Here is a 16,153-nt window from a genome sequence, read left to right as displayed (position 1 = left end):
ATCAGCGACATGAAGAGAGCTTCAAGAGCCATAAGATTGTTTTCCATGCCTTAAACCTACCACAGACCCACCCCGAAAGGGCGCAGAATCAACGGCTGAAACATAGTGGACACCCAAGCCGCTTCCCGGATGCAAAATCCGCCTAGCGCCGGGCAAGACCCCGGTTTCGCACCAGCATGCCAGAACCCCCGCAGTCATCGATTGAAAAGGCTGTATGAACAGTCCGGAATACGATATTTGCGCCCCGCCTGCGCCGGCTCCCACAGCTGCATCACAGCCGGGCGAGTACACTAGAAAGAGCCAAAAGTTTTACACGGGAAATATGCAGGAAAGGAGAGAGTGTGTACCGTATTGCGCTCATGAGCGATACCGCCGCGCAGGATATGATCCCCTCGCTGAGCCTCCTCAGCCACAAGGTACACGTCTTCCCCCTCGACACTGCCCACACCACCCTCGAATCTGAGACTTTCGACCTGCTCATGGTCGACGCCCGCACCGCACTCGTCAAAGCACGCCAATGCGCCCAGCTATTGCGCGCCACCGGCGTACAGTTGCCGCTCATCGCGCTCCTGAATGAAGGCGGTATGGCGGCGGTTGCAGCCTCCTGGCAGGTTGACGATATTGTTTCTGACCAGGCGTCCCCCTCCGAAATGGATGCGCGCCTGCGCCTCGCCATCAAGAGCGACGCAGCCGCAGAAGAAGAGAACTCCGAAGAGCGCATCGTGCGCGCGGGCAACCTCATCATTGACACCCAGGCGTACTCGGCGCACCTCTCCGGCACCGCTCTGAACCTGACCTTCAAAGAGTTTGAACTGCTCAAGTTCATGGCTCAGCACCCCGGACGCGTCTTCTCCCGCGCCCAGCTGCTCTCCGAGGTGTGGGGTTACGACTCCTACTACGGTGGCACCCGCACCGTGGACGTGCACGTGCGTCGTCTGCGTTCCAAGCTCGGCACCGAATACGAGCAGATGATTTCGACCGTGCGTAACGTGGGCTATTCCTTCAACAGCACCCGCTAAATTTTGGGGTTCCAACCCCTGTTTTGGTGTACCCGTTATGAAGTAGCCTCGCCGCTGAGCCGAGTACCAGAATGTGTAAATGTTCCGGTTCTTGTCATATTCGCCCAGGACGAAGAACAAACTCTTCAAAGAGCAACTATCCCCGGTAGAGTTGAATCAGAAGGCTACGAAAGAAGGCGATGATGGTACACAGTCAGACACCCAATCCCTCCACCCTGCCCGCTGAAAGCTCCCTTGTTTACGCGGAACCGCAGCTCACCGAAGAGCTGCTGGAACGATTCGATTCCTTTGCGCAGAAGGTTGCCCGCCATGACGGCGTCTCGGCGTTCTCTGAGCAGACCCGCGTTGAGCTGAGCAAGGCGTTGCGCGAAAGCACCCTCACCCCTCCGCGTTTCTTTGTCGCCGAGGACGACGGCACCCTCGCCGCCGTCTTTGTGGCGCTCACCCCGGCAAACGACGAAGATACCGGCGTGATTGAGGCAGCCGTCGCCCCCGAATACCGCGGACGAGGCGCCGGCAGCGCGTTCTTCGACCACGCCGTCCGTCAGCTGGGTGAAGACGCCGTACGATACCGACTTTGGGTTCACGGCAGCGCTACCGACACCGGCATTGAAAGCCCCGCCCACGCGTTCGCTACCCTGCACGGCTTCGAGCCGGTGCGCGTGCTGTACAAGATGGTTCTGCCCCTGGACGCTCAGACCCGCGAAGAGCTCGTGGAACGCTCCGACGCGCGCACTCTGCCGGAGAACCTGCGGATGCGCACCTTCACCGGCGCGGACGAATTCCCCTGGTTGCGCGTGAATGCCGCAGCGTTTGCGCATCACCCGGAGCAGGGCAAGCTCACCCTCGCCGATTTGCGCGAGCGCACCGGCTCCCCCTGGTTCCGTCCTGAGGGTTTCTTCATCGCCTCCGAGGTGGATGACGACTCCGCCATTGCGGCATTCACCTGGACGAAGATTCCGACCGGTCAGGAGCAGAGCGAGCTGTCCCCCTCCGGCGAAATCTATGTGGTGGGTGTGAACCCGCAGGCTCAGGGAGGCGGCCTGGGCCGAACCCTCACCCTGCGCGCGCTGGCGTACCTGGCATGCGCTGAGGACGAGAACGGCGAGCCGCTGCGCGCCATCGACCTGTACGTGGACTCCGATAACACCACCGCATATTCCCTCTACACTTCGTTGGGTTTCGGCGTGGCGACGGTTGACCGCATGTACGCCCCCGCCCAGCAGGACGCGCCTGCCGCCTAGTTTTTGGTGCGCCACAGTTGGCGTGCTTCTTCACGACTTATCCCCGATCAGAAAGGCAAGTACAGTATGGTACCCGCCCCCAATGGCCTGAATAAGGCGCCTAAGCCTAAGCCGTCTGAGCCGGCACCCATGACCGGCGTCATTCATATCGGCCACGATATTTCGAAGATTGAGCGTGCCGAGTCTCGCGGCGACCGCATCGAGAAGGGCGAGAAGCGCTCCTACTTCAGTCTGGAAGAGGAGTTCGGCCCGGAGCGTTTCTTCGACCGTGAGAGCAGCTGGCTGGACTTCAACACCCGCGTACTGGAGCTGGCGGAGGACCCGAACCTGTTCCTGTTGGAGCGTCTGAACTTCCTGTCGATTGTGGCGTCTAACCTGGATGAGTTCTTCATGGTGCGTGTGGCGGGTCTGAAGCGCCGCATTGCGACCGGTCTGGCGGTGCCTTCGGCGGCAGGTCTGAGCCCCGAGGAGCAGATGGAAGAGATTGCTGAGCGCGCTCACCAGTTGCAGACTCGCCACGCTGATGTGTTCCACAACCAGGTTCTTCCGGCTCTGGAGGAGCAGAACATCCGCATTGTGGGTTGGAACGACCTGGATACGGACGCTAAGCAGCGCCTGCGCCAGGAGTTCATGCAGGACATCTTCCCGATTCTGACTCCTCTGGCTGTTGACCCGGCGCACCCCTTCCCGTACATTTCGGGTCTGTCGCTGAACCTTGCGGTGCTGGTGCGTAACCCGCAGACCGGCAAGGAGCTGTTCGCTCGCGTGAAGGTGCCCGATCAGCTGGACCGTATGGTCTCTGTGGACGGTTCCCGTGCTGCCAACACTGCGGGCCGCGAGAGCCGCTACATTGCGCTCGAAGACATCATTGCTGAGCACCTGGACACCCTCTTCCCGGGCATGGATGTTGTGGAGCACCATGTCTTCCGCGTGACCCGTAACGAGGATCTTGAGGTGGAAGAGGACGACGCAGAGAACCTGCTGAAGGCTCTGGAGAAGGAGCTTCTGCGCCGTCGTTTCGGTCCTCCGGTCCGTCTGGAGGTTGAGGACACCATCAACCCGACCATCCTGGATCTGCTGATTTCTGAGCTGAACATCAACGAGTCCGAGGTGTACCGTCTGCCGGCTCCGCTGGATCTGCGCGGTATGAGTGCGATTGTTCGTGCGAACCGTCCGGCGCTGCACTACCCCAAGCACATTGCGCACACTTCCCGTTGGCTCAACGCCACCGAGACCGCGAAGGCTGCGGATGTGTTCGCTGCCGCCCGCGACCACGACGTGCTGCTGCACCACCCGTACGACTCCTTCGCAACCAGTGTGCAGGCGTTCCTGGCTCAGGCTGCCGCCGACCCGCGCGTTCAGGCGATTAAGCAGACCCTGTACCGCACCAGTGGCGACTCCCCCATCGTGGATGCGCTGATTGAGGCGGCTGAGGCGGGCAAGCAGGTTGTGGCGCTGGTCGAGATTAAGGCTCGCTTTGATGAGGAAGCCAACATCTCGTGGGCTCGTAAGCTGGAGCGCGCTGGCGTGCACGTGGTGTACGGCATCGTGGGTTTGAAGACTCACTGCAAGCTGTCGTTGGTGGTGCGCCGCGAGGGTAACCATCTGCGCCGTTACGCGCACATTGGTACCGGTAACTACCACCCGTCGACGGCTCGTTTCTACGAGGATTTGGGTATCATCACCTGCGATGAGCAGATTTGTGAGGACGTCTCCCGCCTGTTCAACCAGCTGTCCGGTTACGCGCCGAAGACCAACTACCAGTCGCTGCTGGTGGCGCCGCGTACTCTGCGTAGCGGTCTGATTGAGTGCATCGACCAGGAGATTGAGAACCACAAGGCTGGCCGTCCGGCGAAGATTCAGATTAAGTGCAACTCCATGGTGGATGAGGCCGTCATCGATTCGCTGTACCGCGCTTCGCAGGCTGGTGTGCCGGTGGATGTGGTGGTTCGCGGTATTTGCGCTCTGCGCCCGGGCGTTAAGGGTCTGAGCGAGAATATTCGCGTCCGTTCGGTGCTGGGCCGCTTCTTGGAGCATTCGCGTGTGTTTGCGTTTGAGAATGGTGGCGATCCGATTGTCTACATCGGCTCTGCCGATATGATGCACCGCAACCTGGACCGCCGCATTGAGGCTCTGGTTCCGGTGAAGGATCCGCGCCATGTGAAGTACCTGCGTGATATGTTCACCACTTATATGAGTGATTCTTCGCGTACCTGGCACCTGGATTCTGAGGGCAACTGGACCCGTCACGACACCGACGATCAGGGCAACCCGCTGCAGGACGTGCAGTCGTACTACCTGAGCTCGCGTTCCCGTAAGAACGTGGTCGATAAGGTCTAAGGATGTGCCGCTGACCTACCGGTGATTTCTGGTTGTGAACCCCGTCTGTTCTCGCGCTTTATGGCGTGAGGCAGGCGGGGTTTTCCGCGTGTCGTGCAAAAACGTGCGGTGGACTAGTGCACTTAGCACAAAAGTGAACAACAGGTTACGTTGAGATTACAACTTGACCGTTCTCTCACCTACAATTAGACGCGGAGCATGGTGCCCGTTGGCATTGTGCACAGCCTAGCGAAGAGGTTCAGAGAGAGATATGGCACCGCTGGATTCCCCCTCCATCTACTACTCGGCACGACGTTTTGACGCGGTCAACAGCATTGACCGCGCCCCCGCGAACACCGCGGATATTGTTGCTTCTGGCGCACTGATTTGGCGTATGCGCGACGGTGCGCTTGAGGTCCTCATCATTCACCGCCCCCGCTACGATGACTGGTCCTGGCCTAAGGGCAAGCAGGATCCGGGAGAGTCCCTGGCTGAGACCGCTATTCGTGAGATTCGCGAAGAGGTCAGTCTGCAGGTTGTTCTGGGTGTACCCCTGGCGGTGACTTCCTACCCGGTGGGTGGCCGTCCGAAGGATGTTTTCTACTGGTCTGCTGAGCTTCCCGAGGGCGCCCGCGCCCTGGCGGATGAGGGTGAAGTAGATGAGCTGCGCTGGGTAAGCACCGATGTGGCTCGCGCGCTACTGACGAACCATGATGATTTGGCACCCCTGGAATCCCTGGAGGCTCTGGCTGAGGCGGATGCGTTGCGTACCCGCCCGATTCTCATTGCCCGCCATGCGAAGGCTAAGCCGCGTTCGAACTGGGCTGCCGCTGAGGATGACCGTCCGCTTGCGGCAACCGGCAAGCGTCAGGCGCTGGCTTCGAGCCGTCTCTTTGCTGCGTGGGCTCCGAGCCGTATTATTTCTTCCCCGTGGCTGCGTTGCGTTCAGACCGTGACCCCGTACTCGGTGGATTACGGTGTTTCTGTGAAGGAGAAGAAATCTCTGTCGGAGGCTGGCGCTCAGCGTCACCCGGCACGTACTGCCCGCGTGGTGGCGTCACTGTTCGATAAGGATTCTTCCTCGTTGCTGTGCACTCACCGCCCGGTGCTGCCCCAGGTGATGGATGTTCTGCGTGAGTACCTGTTTGAGGGTTCCGCGGAGGTTCTTCCGACCGAGGACCCGTACCTGGAGCCTGGCGATGCCCTGGTCCTTCAGGTGACCGAGGGCGATAACCCGCGTATTGTCTCGGTGGAGCGAGTACGCGCGGCTCTGGACTAACATCCATATACTTTGATCTTCTAACGGCGAGCGCGCTGGGCTTTATGCTCAGCGCGTTTGCTCTACCTGCGCCCGTTCGAGGGTTATACAATAGAGGGGCGGTTGATTTGTGGCCGTCTCTCACGTCTACTGACAGGATTCAAGGTTTTTCTTATGACTCACGCAATCCCCACTCCCTATGAAGATCTTCTACGCGAAATCCTCGAGGAGAACAAGGACGCCATCGCCGCCGACGCTCAGCGTTCCGACCGCACCGGCACCGGCACCTTCGGCGTGTTTGGCCGCCAGATGCGCTTCGACCTGCGGGATTCCTTCCCGCTGATTACCACCAAGCGCGTGCACTTTAAGTCGGTGGCAATTGAACTGCTGTGGTTCCTGCGCGGTTCCTCGAACGTCCGCTGGTTGCAGGAGCGCGGCGTGACCATTTGGGATGAATGGGCCGACGAGAACGGTGACTTGGGTCCGGTGTACGGCGTGCAGTGGCGTTCGTGGCCGACCCCCGACGGAGGCACGATTGACCAGATTGCGAAGGTTATCGATTCGTTGAAGAATAACCCGAGCTCGCGCCGCCATATTGTTTCGGCGTGGAACCCGGTCGAGGTGGACAACATGGCGCTTCCGCCCTGTCACGCACTCTTCCAGTTCTACGTGCACGAGCGCCCGGACGGCGTGAAGGAGCTCTCCTGCCAGCTGTACCAGCGTAGCGCGGACATGTTCCTGGGCGTGCCCTTTAACATCGCCTCCTACGCCCTGCTGACCTACCTGATTGCCGAAGAGGTGGGCATGGTTCCGGGCGAGTTCGTGTGGACTGGCGGCGACTGCCACATCTACTCGAACCACCTGGAGCAGGTGAAGAAGCAGCTGGGTTACGGCACCGACCCGGAGGGTAACCCCTACCCGCCGCGCGAACCGTACCCCTACCCGAAGCTGGTTATTAAGACCAAGAAGCCTTCGATTTTCGACTACGAGTATGAAGACTTTGAGCTGGTGGATTACAAGCACCACCCCGGTATTGCCGCCCCGATCGCGGTCTAACTGCAGGTAACGAGGAGGAATGATGTTTCGTCTGGGCGCTATTTGGACTCAAACTGATGCCGGCATCATTGGTCGTGACGGGGATATGCCCTGGTACGCGCCGGAGGATTTGGCGCACTTCAAGAAGGTGACGCTGGGCGCTCCGGTGATTATGGGTCGCCGCACCTGGGAGTCGCTCCCGCCGCGTTTTCGTCCTCTGCCGGGCCGTACGAATATTGTGATTAGTCGGTCGGTGACCGAGGCGGAAGAACGCGATGGCGCCCTGTGGGTTCCTTCGCTGGATGCGGCGCTGTACGCGGCTCGTGACGCTGCGGGTGCGCCGGTCGAAGCTACCCCGGCAGATACCGCCGCAGTTGATGCTTGGATTATTGGTGGCGGCTCCGTCTACGCGGAGGCGCTCTCCCGCACCGACCTGCCCGCCTTCGGTCGGGTAGAGACGGTGGAGCGGACCCTCTTCTACTGCCAGGAAGGTAACGAGATTACCGGCGATACGCGAGCGCCCGACCTGCAGCTTGCAAATTCTGCGGGTAACTGCGAGGGCAGCTCCCCGAACGGGTGCTGGCGGGTCACCTCCGAGAGTGCCTGGGAAAATAGCGAGAAGGGCTACCTGATCGATGAGTCGGGCACGAAGAACCCCATGTACTTCTCGTTCCAGCGGCTCGAACGTATCTAGTTCAAGCTTCCCTCATTCACTCGCTGATATAGACATGCATTTCAAGTCTGCGGTTGCTCCACCCGGAGTACCGCGGGCTTGAGTGTTTAATGCGCCTCCCGGTGCCCCGGTAATAAACCCCGCCTCTTCACACGGTATCCCGTTCCGAATATCAAATTTTTTGTACGGTGTTAGTCCGCACCCGCCAGCCTGAGAGTACACTGGGAACCATGAACTTTAATCCCGGTGACTCTGTAGGTTTTGTTGGCTGGCGCGGCATGGTGGGCTCCGTCCTCATGAAGCGCATGGTTGAGGAAGGCGACTTCGAGGGCATTACCCCCGTCTTCTTCACTACCTCTAATGTTGGTGGCGCTGCGCCCACCTTCGACGGCGTAATTGAGCCGTCCGAGCTGAAGGACGCATACGACATTGATGAGCTGCGTAAGCACTCGATTATTGTGACCGCTCAGGGCGGTGGCTACACCGAGGCTGTGCACCCGAAGCTGCGTGCAGCAGGCTGGGACGGCCTGTGGATTGATGCCGCTTCCACCCTGCGCATGAACGATGACTCCATCATCGTGCTGGACCCCATTAACCGCGACGTCATCGACCGTGGCCTGGCATCCGGCGTGAAGGACTTCGTCGGCGGTAACTGCACCGTCTCCTGCCTGCTGATGGGCCTGGGCGGCCTCTTCAAGAACGACCTGGTCGAGTGGGCTACCTCCATGACCTACCAGGCAGCGTCCGGCGGCGGTGCCCGCCACATGCGCGAGGTGCTCGCACAGTTCCGCGACCTGGGCAACGAGGTCTCCGAGGAGCTGAACGACCCCGCATCCGCAATTCTGGACATCGACCGCAAGGTCCTCGCTAAGCAGCGCTCCGGCGAGCTGGATTCCACCCAGTTCGGTGTGCCGCTCTCCGGCTCCCTGATTCCCTGGATTGACTCCGACCTGGGCAACGGTCAGTCCCGCGAAGAGTGGAAGGCTGAGGTTGAGACCAACAAGATCCTGGGCCGCTCCGAAGATGACAAGATCACCATGGACGGTCTGTGTGTCCGCATCGCTGCGATGCGCTCGCACTCTCAGGCGCTAACCATCAAGCTCAAGAAGGACCTGCCGATCGAGGAGATCGAGCGCATCATCGCTGAGGACAACCCCTGGGTTCGCTTCGTGCCGAACCAGCGTGAGGAGTCCATGGAGCAGCTGACCCCCGTGGCTGCTTCCGGTTCTCTGGAAATTCCGGTTGGTCGCGTGCGTAAGCTCGCGATGGGCCCCGAGTACATTAGCGCGTTCACCGTGGGCGACCAGCTGCTCTGGGGTGCTGCTGAGCCGATTCGCCGCATGCTTCAGATTGCTGTTGGCAAGCTCTAAAGCTCACTGACAAGCTATAAGAAAGCCCTCGCTACCGTTCTTTTCGGATGGGAGCGAGGGCTTTTTGTGCCTGCGTATAGCGCGTGTGGGCTTAGCGCGAGCTGGGTTAGCGCTGGTTTGCGGCGACTTTGCGTTCTGCCTTGCGTGCAGCTTTGCGTTCCTTGCGCTGCTGTCGCCAGGCGCGGTAGCGGTACCAGGCGGTGAGCACCACGTGCTTCATGAAAATATTGGCGCGGCGTGCCCAGGTGAATTCGGTGCCCCAAATGCCCAGGCCTATGAAGATGAACAGCCAGCCGGGGCCGGGGGTGACGAGCATAATCAGTCCGGCGATAAAGCAGAAGGCGCCCACGCCGATGACGAGGGGCTTGTAGAGATGACGCATGACCGGATGCGCGTGCATACGCTCCTTACGGGCTTCGAGCCAGCGGTGAAAGCGGCTGGTTTCGCTTTCTTTGACTTCATCTTCAATGGTTTTCAGGGGTGGTCCTTCCAAACGTGCCGTAGGTGAGTTTCACCGGGCGGCGGTGGTTAGAGAATAGCACCTACCGCTGGGCGGCGGCTGTGAAAGATTTCTTTATGTTGAGATTTTTCCGTCATCTTCAAAATTTTTTCGTTTCAATAGTGTTCAAGTCGAAAGCACCTTTATACACTGTAAGGGAACAATTCGCCCGGCACTACGCCTAAACACTAAGGAAGCGACCCACTACCGTGTCCTCCCCTCGTCCCGTATCAACGGACTCATCCCGCACCAATGCTGTTGCACCCGCTGGTACCTCTGCATCCGCTGCTGCACGCAACGCCGCACCGACCCTCAACGAACGCCTCGAAAACCTGCCCTTCACCCGCGCCCACGGCAAGCTCCTGGGTATCTCGGGTCTCGGCTGGGCACTCGACGCCATGGACGTCGGCCTCATCTCCTTCGTCATGGCGGCCCTCATCAAGGAATGGCATCTGAGCCCCACCGAAGCCTCCTGGCTCGGATCCATCGGATTCGTCGGCATGGCGCTCGGCGCAACCTTCGGCGGTCTACTCGCCGATAAGCTCGGCCGCCGCTACATCTTCGCCCTCACCCTGCTGATTTACGGTCTGGCGACCGGCGCTTCCGCCCTGGCAACCTCCCTGGGTGTGTTGCTCGTCTTCCGTTTCCTGGTCGGTCTGGGTCTGGGCGCGGAACTTCCCGTGGCATCCACCCTGATTTCTGAGTTCTCGCCTCGCGCTATTCGCGGCCGCGTCGTGGTCGCGCTGGAGGCTTTCTGGGCTCTGGGCTGGATCCTCGCCGCTCTCATCGGTACCTTCATCGTTCCGCAGGCGAACGGCTGGCGTTGGGCACTTGCCATCGGTCTGATTCCCGCCATCTACTCGCTCGTAATCCGCATGGGAACCCCCGAGTCGGTGCGCTTCCTCGAGTCGGTCGGCAAGCACGATCAGGCACGCCAGGTGGTCGAACGTTTCGAGGCCTCCCCCGCGCTCTTCTCCCGAACCAAGAAGCAGACGGAAGACGCTTCCGCACACGGTGCCGCAGAAAGTGCCGACAACGCAGAATCCGCAAAGATCCACTCCATCTGGGCTGCCGGCCAGCGCCGCAAGACCATCGCCCTGTGCGTCATCTGGTTCTGCATCAACCTCTCCTACTACGGCGCATTCATCTGGATTCCGGCGCTACTGAACGCCCAAGGCTTCAGCCTCGTGAAGTCCTTCGCGTTCACGCTCATCATGACTCTCGCCCAGCTGCCCGGCTACGCGGTCGCCGCCTACCTCATCGAGAAGTGGGGCCGACGCACAACCCTGGCGACCTTCCTGCTCGGCTCCGCCCTCGCGGCTGCTGGCTACGGCATGGCGCACGCCGAGGTATTCATTATCCTCGCCGGTTGTATGCTCTCCTTCTTCAACCTTGGCGCGTGGGGTGCCCTCTACGCCCTGAGCCCGGAGATCTTCCCGACCCACCTGCGCGGAACCGGAACCGGTGCCGCCGCCGGTATCGGCCGTATCGCCTCCATCGCGGCGCCGCTCATTGTGCCGCCGCTGGTCGCATTCGGTGGAACCCCGCTGCTCTTTACGCTCTTCTCCACCGCGTTCTTGGTAGCGGCAACCACCGTGTTCCTGCTGCCTGAACGCCGCGGCGAATCCCTCTAACGAGCCGCCTAGCCTACATGATGGGCTGTCCCTCCTGAACACTCTTTCCGAGCAGTCAGAAGGGACAGCTCATTTGTCATTTAAGCCCCCTATCCATGCACCACAACCTCAAACTATGAGAGGATACGTTCTATGCTCGATTCCTTCCTCTCCAGCCCCTACCGCACAGAGTTCAACCCCTGGCCCGTGAGCGAACACTACGCCACCGAACGTGCCGGCGGCGTGCCCGAAGCCATGCTGCTGCCTGGCGAACTAACCGTGCACCGTGGCGACGGGGCAAAAATGAGCTACTACCTGGACTGGCCCGAGGATTTCAACGAATACACCCGCGCAATCACCCTGCGCCCGCGCACCAAAAACGGCTACCCGCAGGACTTTACGCTCAGCGTCGCCGTACGCGACGCCCAGGCTGTCTTCACCGCAACCGCCCTCAGCTTCTGGGAGCAGCGCGACGGCCGCCCCTACGACCGCGAGCCCATCGCCCGTGGCTACGTGGACGTCGCCTCCTACGAATCTTGCGAGGACTACGCTGGCAATTCCGCCGCGCCCGCCCTAATCGGCTGGGATATCGCAGACCTCTACCCTGCACGCATGGCGCTCATCCGTGCCTTCTGCGAAGGAATCGCCAGCAGCGTCACAATGGGCGCCCAAATCCTCGCGGACGGGCAGGTACAGGTCGACCACAAGGACGGGGATCTGTTCGCCCTACACGTAAACGCGATCAGCACCGTAGGCGGCATGGTCCGCGCCCTCATCATTGAGCAGGACCGCGTACCCAGCGGCGTATCTACCGGCGCCACTACCGGCGCCTCCGAGCGTGCCGACCTGCAGACGCGCGCCTACTACGCCAACGTGCTCTCCCCTGTTCCCGGCGAGTTCGGCAACCTTGTCTGGTCGCACGGCGAGGATGCGGAATACTACCCGTACCGACCCACGCGCCATAAGCCGATTTTCCACGCCCCCAGCCCGCCGCAGAAGCTTCCTCTTGCGGTCCAGGTGTTGATGGAGCACCTGCCCGCCGCTCCCCTTGCGGCAACGCGCACAGCGCCCAAGCGCAGGCCCTACCTGCCGGGCCAGGTGCGTATCTCCTCACCTCGCCACTAGCTCAGTGAGTCAATACAACGCTTCGGGCGGCCTCTGATACAGAGACCGCCCGAAGCGTTTATTCTGAAGCGTTTATTCTATGCGTCCTCGCGCTACGAGAGACGAGAAGTTAAGCGTTTAGATTTCGCCGTTGACCACGACAGGCTCAGGAACCAGGGTCACGCCAAAACGTTCACGCACGCCGTCGCGCACAGCGCGGGCGATAGCGAAGATGTCCTCAGCGGATGCGCCGCCGCGGTTCGTAATCGCCAGGGTGTGCTTGGTCGACAGGCTCGCACGGCCCTGAGCAATCTCGCGAGACTCACCCTCCAGGCCAAAGCCCTTCTCGAAACCGGCGTGCTGAATCAGCCATGCCGCCGAGAGCTTCACGTGATCCGGGTCCTCAACACCCGCGGTGAACGGGGAAGTCTTCACGACCACCGGGAAGTTCGGGGCGCCCTCGGGCAGGGAATCCAGGGTCGAGCGCGGAACGATCGGATTGGTGAAGAAGGAACCGGTGGAGAAGGTGTCACGATCCTCGGGGTTGAGCACCATACCCTTGGAGCCACGTAGCTCCAGCACCTTTTCGCGCACCAGGGCGGATTCGGCGCGCTGACCGGGCTCAACGCCCAGGCTCTTCGCCAGCTCGGCGTAACGAATCGGGGAGGACAGACTGCCCAGGGTGAACTGGAAATCAACGGTCAGCACCACGTAGCGGGGCGAGCCGTTGACGGTTGCGCGCTTGAGCACCGAGTCGCGGTAGCCGAAGCGCAGGTCTGCGCTCGCGAAGGTCTTCCGAGTGTTCTTTTCACGGTCCCAAGTGCGTACGGAGGCGATGAACTCGCCCACCTCAACGCCGTATGCGCCGACGTTCTGCACGGGGGTTGCACCCACGGTGCCGGGAATGCCGGAGAGAGCCGCGGGGCCAACCCATTCATTCTCGATGCTGAGCTTCACGAAGTCGTCCCAGATGGTGCCCGCCTGCACGCGCACGTTCGCGCCGCCGCATGCGGGGATGGGCAGAACCTCTACGCCTTCGGAGGCGATGTGCACGACGGTTCCGTTGAAGCCTTCGTCAGAAACCAGCAGGTTGGAGCCGCCGCCCACAATGAGGACGGGTTCACCTGCGGCGTCTGCAGCGGAGACTGCTTCGATAATTTCTGCTTCGGAAGTGGCGCGGACGTAGGTCTTAGCGGGGCCGCCTACCTGGGCGGTGGTCAGTTCGCTCAACAGCTTTTCAGTCATAGGTTAAGAATACCGGTCGTTGTGCGGGGTCAACACCCGCCACGCGTTAAAGTCACGAAAACCTTATGGTGATTTTGCCTTCATTTTCCGGCGCACTTGCCTCAGAAAAACGCCACCACCCCGCCGATAAGCACACAAAAGCCCCGACACCACCGCATCGGGTAGCGCCAGGGCTTTTACACGGTTGCTTTCACATGGTTGCTTACACGCAACTATCTGCATGCGCAGAAACTCTATGCCGAGAGACGAACCACAGCCTGGCTCTTCATCAGAACCTTCTGCTCCTTGCCTTCCTCGTCACGAGCGGTGACGGTCAGGTCAATGCGGGCGGTGCGCTCCTCCTCATTCAGAGCACCCACCTTACCGCTGATGGTCAGGGCATTCGTGGGGGTGTCGGGGTTTTCGCCGCCGGGTGCATCCGCCACGGGAACGGGCTTGGTGAATCGAGTCTGGTAGTCCACAATCGCGCCGGGGTCGCCCACCCAGTCGCTTACGAGCTGCACGGCGGTACCCATGGTCAGCATACCGTGAGCAATCACGCCGGACAGGCCCACAGACTGAGCAAAACGCTCGTTCCAGTGAATCGGGTTGAAGTCACCGGATGCACCAGCGTAACGCACCAACGAAGCGCGGGAGAGCTCCACGGTACGCGAACCGATGTCCTGGCCCTTTTCAAGATCTTCAAAACGCACCATTAGTTCTCCTCCTCAGCACGAACCAGCAGGGAAGAAATGCAGGTGGTGACCGGCTCGCCCTGCGCGTCAACGATTTCTTCACGGGTGGTCAGCATTGCGCCAGCACCCATTACGCGCACGGAGTCCACGTGAACTTCGGTGCGCAGCTCATCACCGGCAACGATGGGGCGGTGGTGGGTGAAGCGCTGGTCGGCGTGCACCACGCGGGAGAAATCAATACCGGCGGAATCGTCGTTGATGAGTGCCGCGTCAGCTGCCTGCGCCAGGATAATGGCGAAGGTCGGCGGGGCAATCACATCTGCGTACCCTGCCGCGCGGGCTGCCTCAACGTCGTGGTGGAGGGGGTTTTCTGCGTGAACTGCTCGGGCAAATTCGCGGATCTTTTCGCGACCGACAACGTAGGTGTTCTCGGACGGGTAGACCCTGCCCACAATCTCAGGGTTAATGCTCATGGTTTCAGTCTACCGTTCTTGTGCACAGTGTTCAGCTCGAACGCACAGAGTGGACAGACCACTGTACAGGTAACCGGCGTGCAGGTAACCGGCATGCAGGCAACCACTATGCAGGCGTGCAGTATTTCGTCGCATTTTTTACCTGCTAGCGAAGGCCCCTACCCATCCAGCCCAAGCAGGCGTAGGCTGGACGGGTACCCGCAATCAATCAAGAAGGAAAAATTGTGTCTTCCAACGTAAAAATTTCGGTGCTTGACCTGATGCCGCACCGCCCCAACCAGAGCCAGCACCAGACCATGCTCAACACCATCGATGCCGCCCGCGCGGCTGAATCTTACGGCTACGAGCGTTTCTGGGTCGCCGAGCACCACAATGCCGGCTCCCTGCTGTCCTCGGCGACCGTCGTGGTCATGGCGGAGATCGCCGCCGCAACTGAGCGTATTCGCGTGGGTTCGGGCGGCATTATGCTCCCCAACCACGCACCCTACGTGGTGGCGGAGCAGTTCGGTACCCTCAACGCATTCCACCCCGGCCGCATTGACCTGGGTGTGGGCCGTGCGCCCGGCACCGACCCGATGACCGCCGCCGCTCTGCGCCGCGACGATTCTGCCGCCATGAGCTTCCCCGCCGAGGTGCAGCAGCTGCAGCGCTTCCTGGGCGAGCCCTCCCCCATGCACCGCGTGCACGCCATTCCCGGCCAGGGCTCGAAGGTGCCCCTGTACATTCTGGGTTCTTCCCTGTTCGGTGCGCAGCTTGCCGCGCAGCTGGGTCTGCCCTACGCGTTCGCTTCGCATTTTGCGCCCGCAATGCTGCAGGAGGCGGTAGACACCTACCGCGCAAACTTCAAGCCCTCGGAGCACCTGGAACAGCCCTACGTCATGGTGGGTGCAACCGCAATGCTCGCCGATACCGATGAGCGGGCACGCTACCTGTACACGAGCCAGCAGCAGCATTTCCTGGGCGTAGTGCGCGGCAATCTGTCTTTCGCACCTCCCGTGGAGGATATGGATGCCGTCTGGACCGGCACGGAGAAAATGCACATTGAACGCATGACCGCCGAGGCGATTGTGGGCTCCCCCGCTACCGCGCAGGCTCGCATTGAGGACCTGGTGGCGCGCACGGGCGCTGATGAGCTCATCGTTATGACCGAGGCGTGGGAACATGAGGACCGCCTGCGCTCCTACGAGCTGCTGTCCCAGCTGCCGGTGGTGCGCCGCGCCTCCTAACGCTTTGATCAGAGCATAAAGACGAAGCCCCCGAGTATTTTTCTCGGGGGCTTCGCTATGCCCGGTATCGAGCCGCAGGGCTGAGTACTATTGAGCGCCTGCAGACCGGGCTTCAGGCAAAGAAAATAGGCAGACAAAATTGGCAAACAAAAAAGCCTGCCTCCGAAGAGACAGGCTTATCTGAGCCCCGACCGGGAATCGATCCCGGGACCTCCATCTTACCAAGATGGCGCTCTACCACTGAGCTATCGGGGCGTAGCGGTGGACGGGCTCGATCCGTCGACCTCACGATTATGAGTCGTGCGCTCTAACCAGCTGAGCTACACCGCCACATCATTAATACGTGCTCTCGCATGAATTAATGAGAGAGCCCCGACCGGGAATCGATCCCGGGACCTCCA

The 16,153-nt window shown here is 60.8% G+C and carries 14 protein-coding genes and 2 tRNA genes; 10 read left to right on the top strand and 6 right to left on the bottom strand.

The features are described 5' to 3' along the window. The first annotated feature begins 341 nt into the window (after positions 1 to 341). The 7 genes from HMPREF2999_RS02825 (at position 342) to asd (ending at position 8,918) form a co-directional block, all read left to right on the top strand. A complete protein-coding gene (locus HMPREF2999_RS02825) occupies positions 342 to 1,019 on the top strand; it encodes a winged helix-turn-helix transcriptional regulator (RefSeq protein ID WP_083315079.1) in 678 nt (225 codons plus the stop codon). 179 nt (positions 1,020 to 1,198) lie between these two features. After that, positions 1,199 to 2,263 (top strand): mycothiol synthase, encoded by a 1,065-nt coding sequence (mshD, locus tag HMPREF2999_RS02820; protein ID WP_070675943.1) that lies wholly within the window; start codon positions 1,199 to 1,201, stop codon positions 2,261 to 2,263. A 66-nt stretch (positions 2,264 to 2,329) separates the two neighbouring features. Beyond that, positions 2,330 to 4,603: an RNA degradosome polyphosphate kinase gene (locus HMPREF2999_RS02815; protein WP_083315080.1), complete on the top strand. Its 2,274-nt coding sequence runs from the start codon at positions 2,330 to 2,332 to the stop codon at positions 4,601 to 4,603. A 250-nt stretch (positions 4,604 to 4,853) separates the two neighbouring features. Further along, a complete protein-coding gene (locus HMPREF2999_RS02810) occupies positions 4,854 to 5,861 on the top strand; it encodes an NUDIX hydrolase (protein WP_070675945.1) in 1,008 nt (335 codons plus the stop codon). A 153-nt stretch (positions 5,862 to 6,014) separates the two neighbouring features. Next, on the top strand, positions 6,015 to 6,896 hold the full coding sequence (locus tag HMPREF2999_RS02805) for a thymidylate synthase (RefSeq protein WP_070675947.1): 882 nt from the start codon (positions 6,015 to 6,017) through the stop codon (positions 6,894 to 6,896). A 22-nt stretch (positions 6,897 to 6,918) separates the two neighbouring features. Then, entirely contained in the window at positions 6,919 to 7,569 is a 651-nt protein-coding gene (locus HMPREF2999_RS02800; protein WP_070675948.1) for a dihydrofolate reductase, read from the top strand. A 209-nt stretch (positions 7,570 to 7,778) separates the two neighbouring features. Beyond that, a complete protein-coding gene (gene asd, locus HMPREF2999_RS02795) occupies positions 7,779 to 8,918 on the top strand; it encodes an aspartate-semialdehyde dehydrogenase (protein WP_070675950.1) in 1,140 nt (379 codons plus the stop codon). A gap of 106 nt (positions 8,919 to 9,024) precedes the next feature. Here asd and HMPREF2999_RS02790 read toward each other — a convergent pair whose 3' ends face one another. Then, on the bottom strand, positions 9,025 to 9,411 hold the full coding sequence (locus HMPREF2999_RS02790; protein WP_070675952.1) for a PGPGW domain-containing protein: 387 nt from the start codon (positions 9,409 to 9,411) through the stop codon (positions 9,025 to 9,027). 215 nt (positions 9,412 to 9,626) lie between these two features. On the opposite strand from HMPREF2999_RS02790, the gene HMPREF2999_RS02785 reads away from it, so the two are divergent. Together HMPREF2999_RS02785 and HMPREF2999_RS02780 are read left to right on the top strand one after the other, a co-directional pair. Beyond that, complete coding sequence (locus tag HMPREF2999_RS02785; RefSeq protein WP_070675954.1) at positions 9,627 to 11,051, top strand: MFS transporter; 1,425 nt, start codon at positions 9,627 to 9,629, stop codon at positions 11,049 to 11,051. Positions 11,052 to 11,183: 132 nt separating this feature from the next. Next, complete coding sequence (locus tag HMPREF2999_RS02780) at positions 11,184 to 12,155, top strand: histidine kinase (protein ID WP_070675956.1); 972 nt, start codon at positions 11,184 to 11,186, stop codon at positions 12,153 to 12,155. A 117-nt stretch (positions 12,156 to 12,272) separates the two neighbouring features. On the opposite strand, the gene HMPREF2999_RS02775 is transcribed toward HMPREF2999_RS02780, so the two are convergent. The 3 genes from HMPREF2999_RS02775 to HMPREF2999_RS02765 form a co-directional block, all read right to left on the bottom strand. After that, positions 12,273 to 13,379, bottom strand: coding sequence for a UDP-N-acetylmuramate dehydrogenase (locus HMPREF2999_RS02775; protein ID WP_070643068.1), 1,107 nt, complete (start codon positions 13,377 to 13,379; stop codon positions 12,273 to 12,275). Positions 13,380 to 13,612: 233 nt separating this feature from the next. Further along, complete coding sequence (locus tag HMPREF2999_RS02770; protein WP_005508334.1) at positions 13,613 to 14,074, bottom strand: MaoC family dehydratase; 462 nt, start codon at positions 14,072 to 14,074, stop codon at positions 13,613 to 13,615. Next, the gene (locus HMPREF2999_RS02765) at positions 14,074 to 14,526 is read right to left on the bottom strand and encodes a MaoC family dehydratase N-terminal domain-containing protein (protein WP_005504824.1); all 453 of its coding nucleotides are present in this window, start codon (positions 14,524 to 14,526) and stop codon (positions 14,074 to 14,076) included. The genes HMPREF2999_RS02770 and HMPREF2999_RS02765 overlap by 1 nt, the downstream gene beginning before the upstream one ends. A 224-nt stretch (positions 14,527 to 14,750) precedes the next feature. Between HMPREF2999_RS02765 and HMPREF2999_RS02760 the strand changes: the two genes are divergently transcribed. Then, entirely contained in the window at positions 14,751 to 15,752 is a 1,002-nt protein-coding gene (locus tag HMPREF2999_RS02760) for an LLM class flavin-dependent oxidoreductase (protein ID WP_070675958.1), read from the top strand. Between the two features lie 183 nt (positions 15,753 to 15,935). Here HMPREF2999_RS02760 and HMPREF2999_RS02755 read toward each other — a convergent pair. Both HMPREF2999_RS02755 and HMPREF2999_RS02750 read right to left on the bottom strand, forming a co-directional pair. Then, a tRNA-Thr gene (locus tag HMPREF2999_RS02755) sits at positions 15,936 to 16,007 on the bottom strand. Position 16,008: 1 nt separating this feature from the next. After that, positions 16,009 to 16,082: transfer RNA gene (locus HMPREF2999_RS02750), tRNA-Met, on the bottom strand. Positions 16,083 to 16,153 lie beyond the last annotated feature (71 nt).

The organism is Rothia sp. HMSC066H02, assembly GCF_001814995.1.
Taxonomy (GTDB): Bacteria; Actinomycetota; Actinomycetes; order Actinomycetales; family Micrococcaceae; genus Rothia; species Rothia mucilaginosa.
Note: the sequence above shows the minus strand (reverse complement) of the source record. Positions and strands in the feature narration are given on the sequence as shown.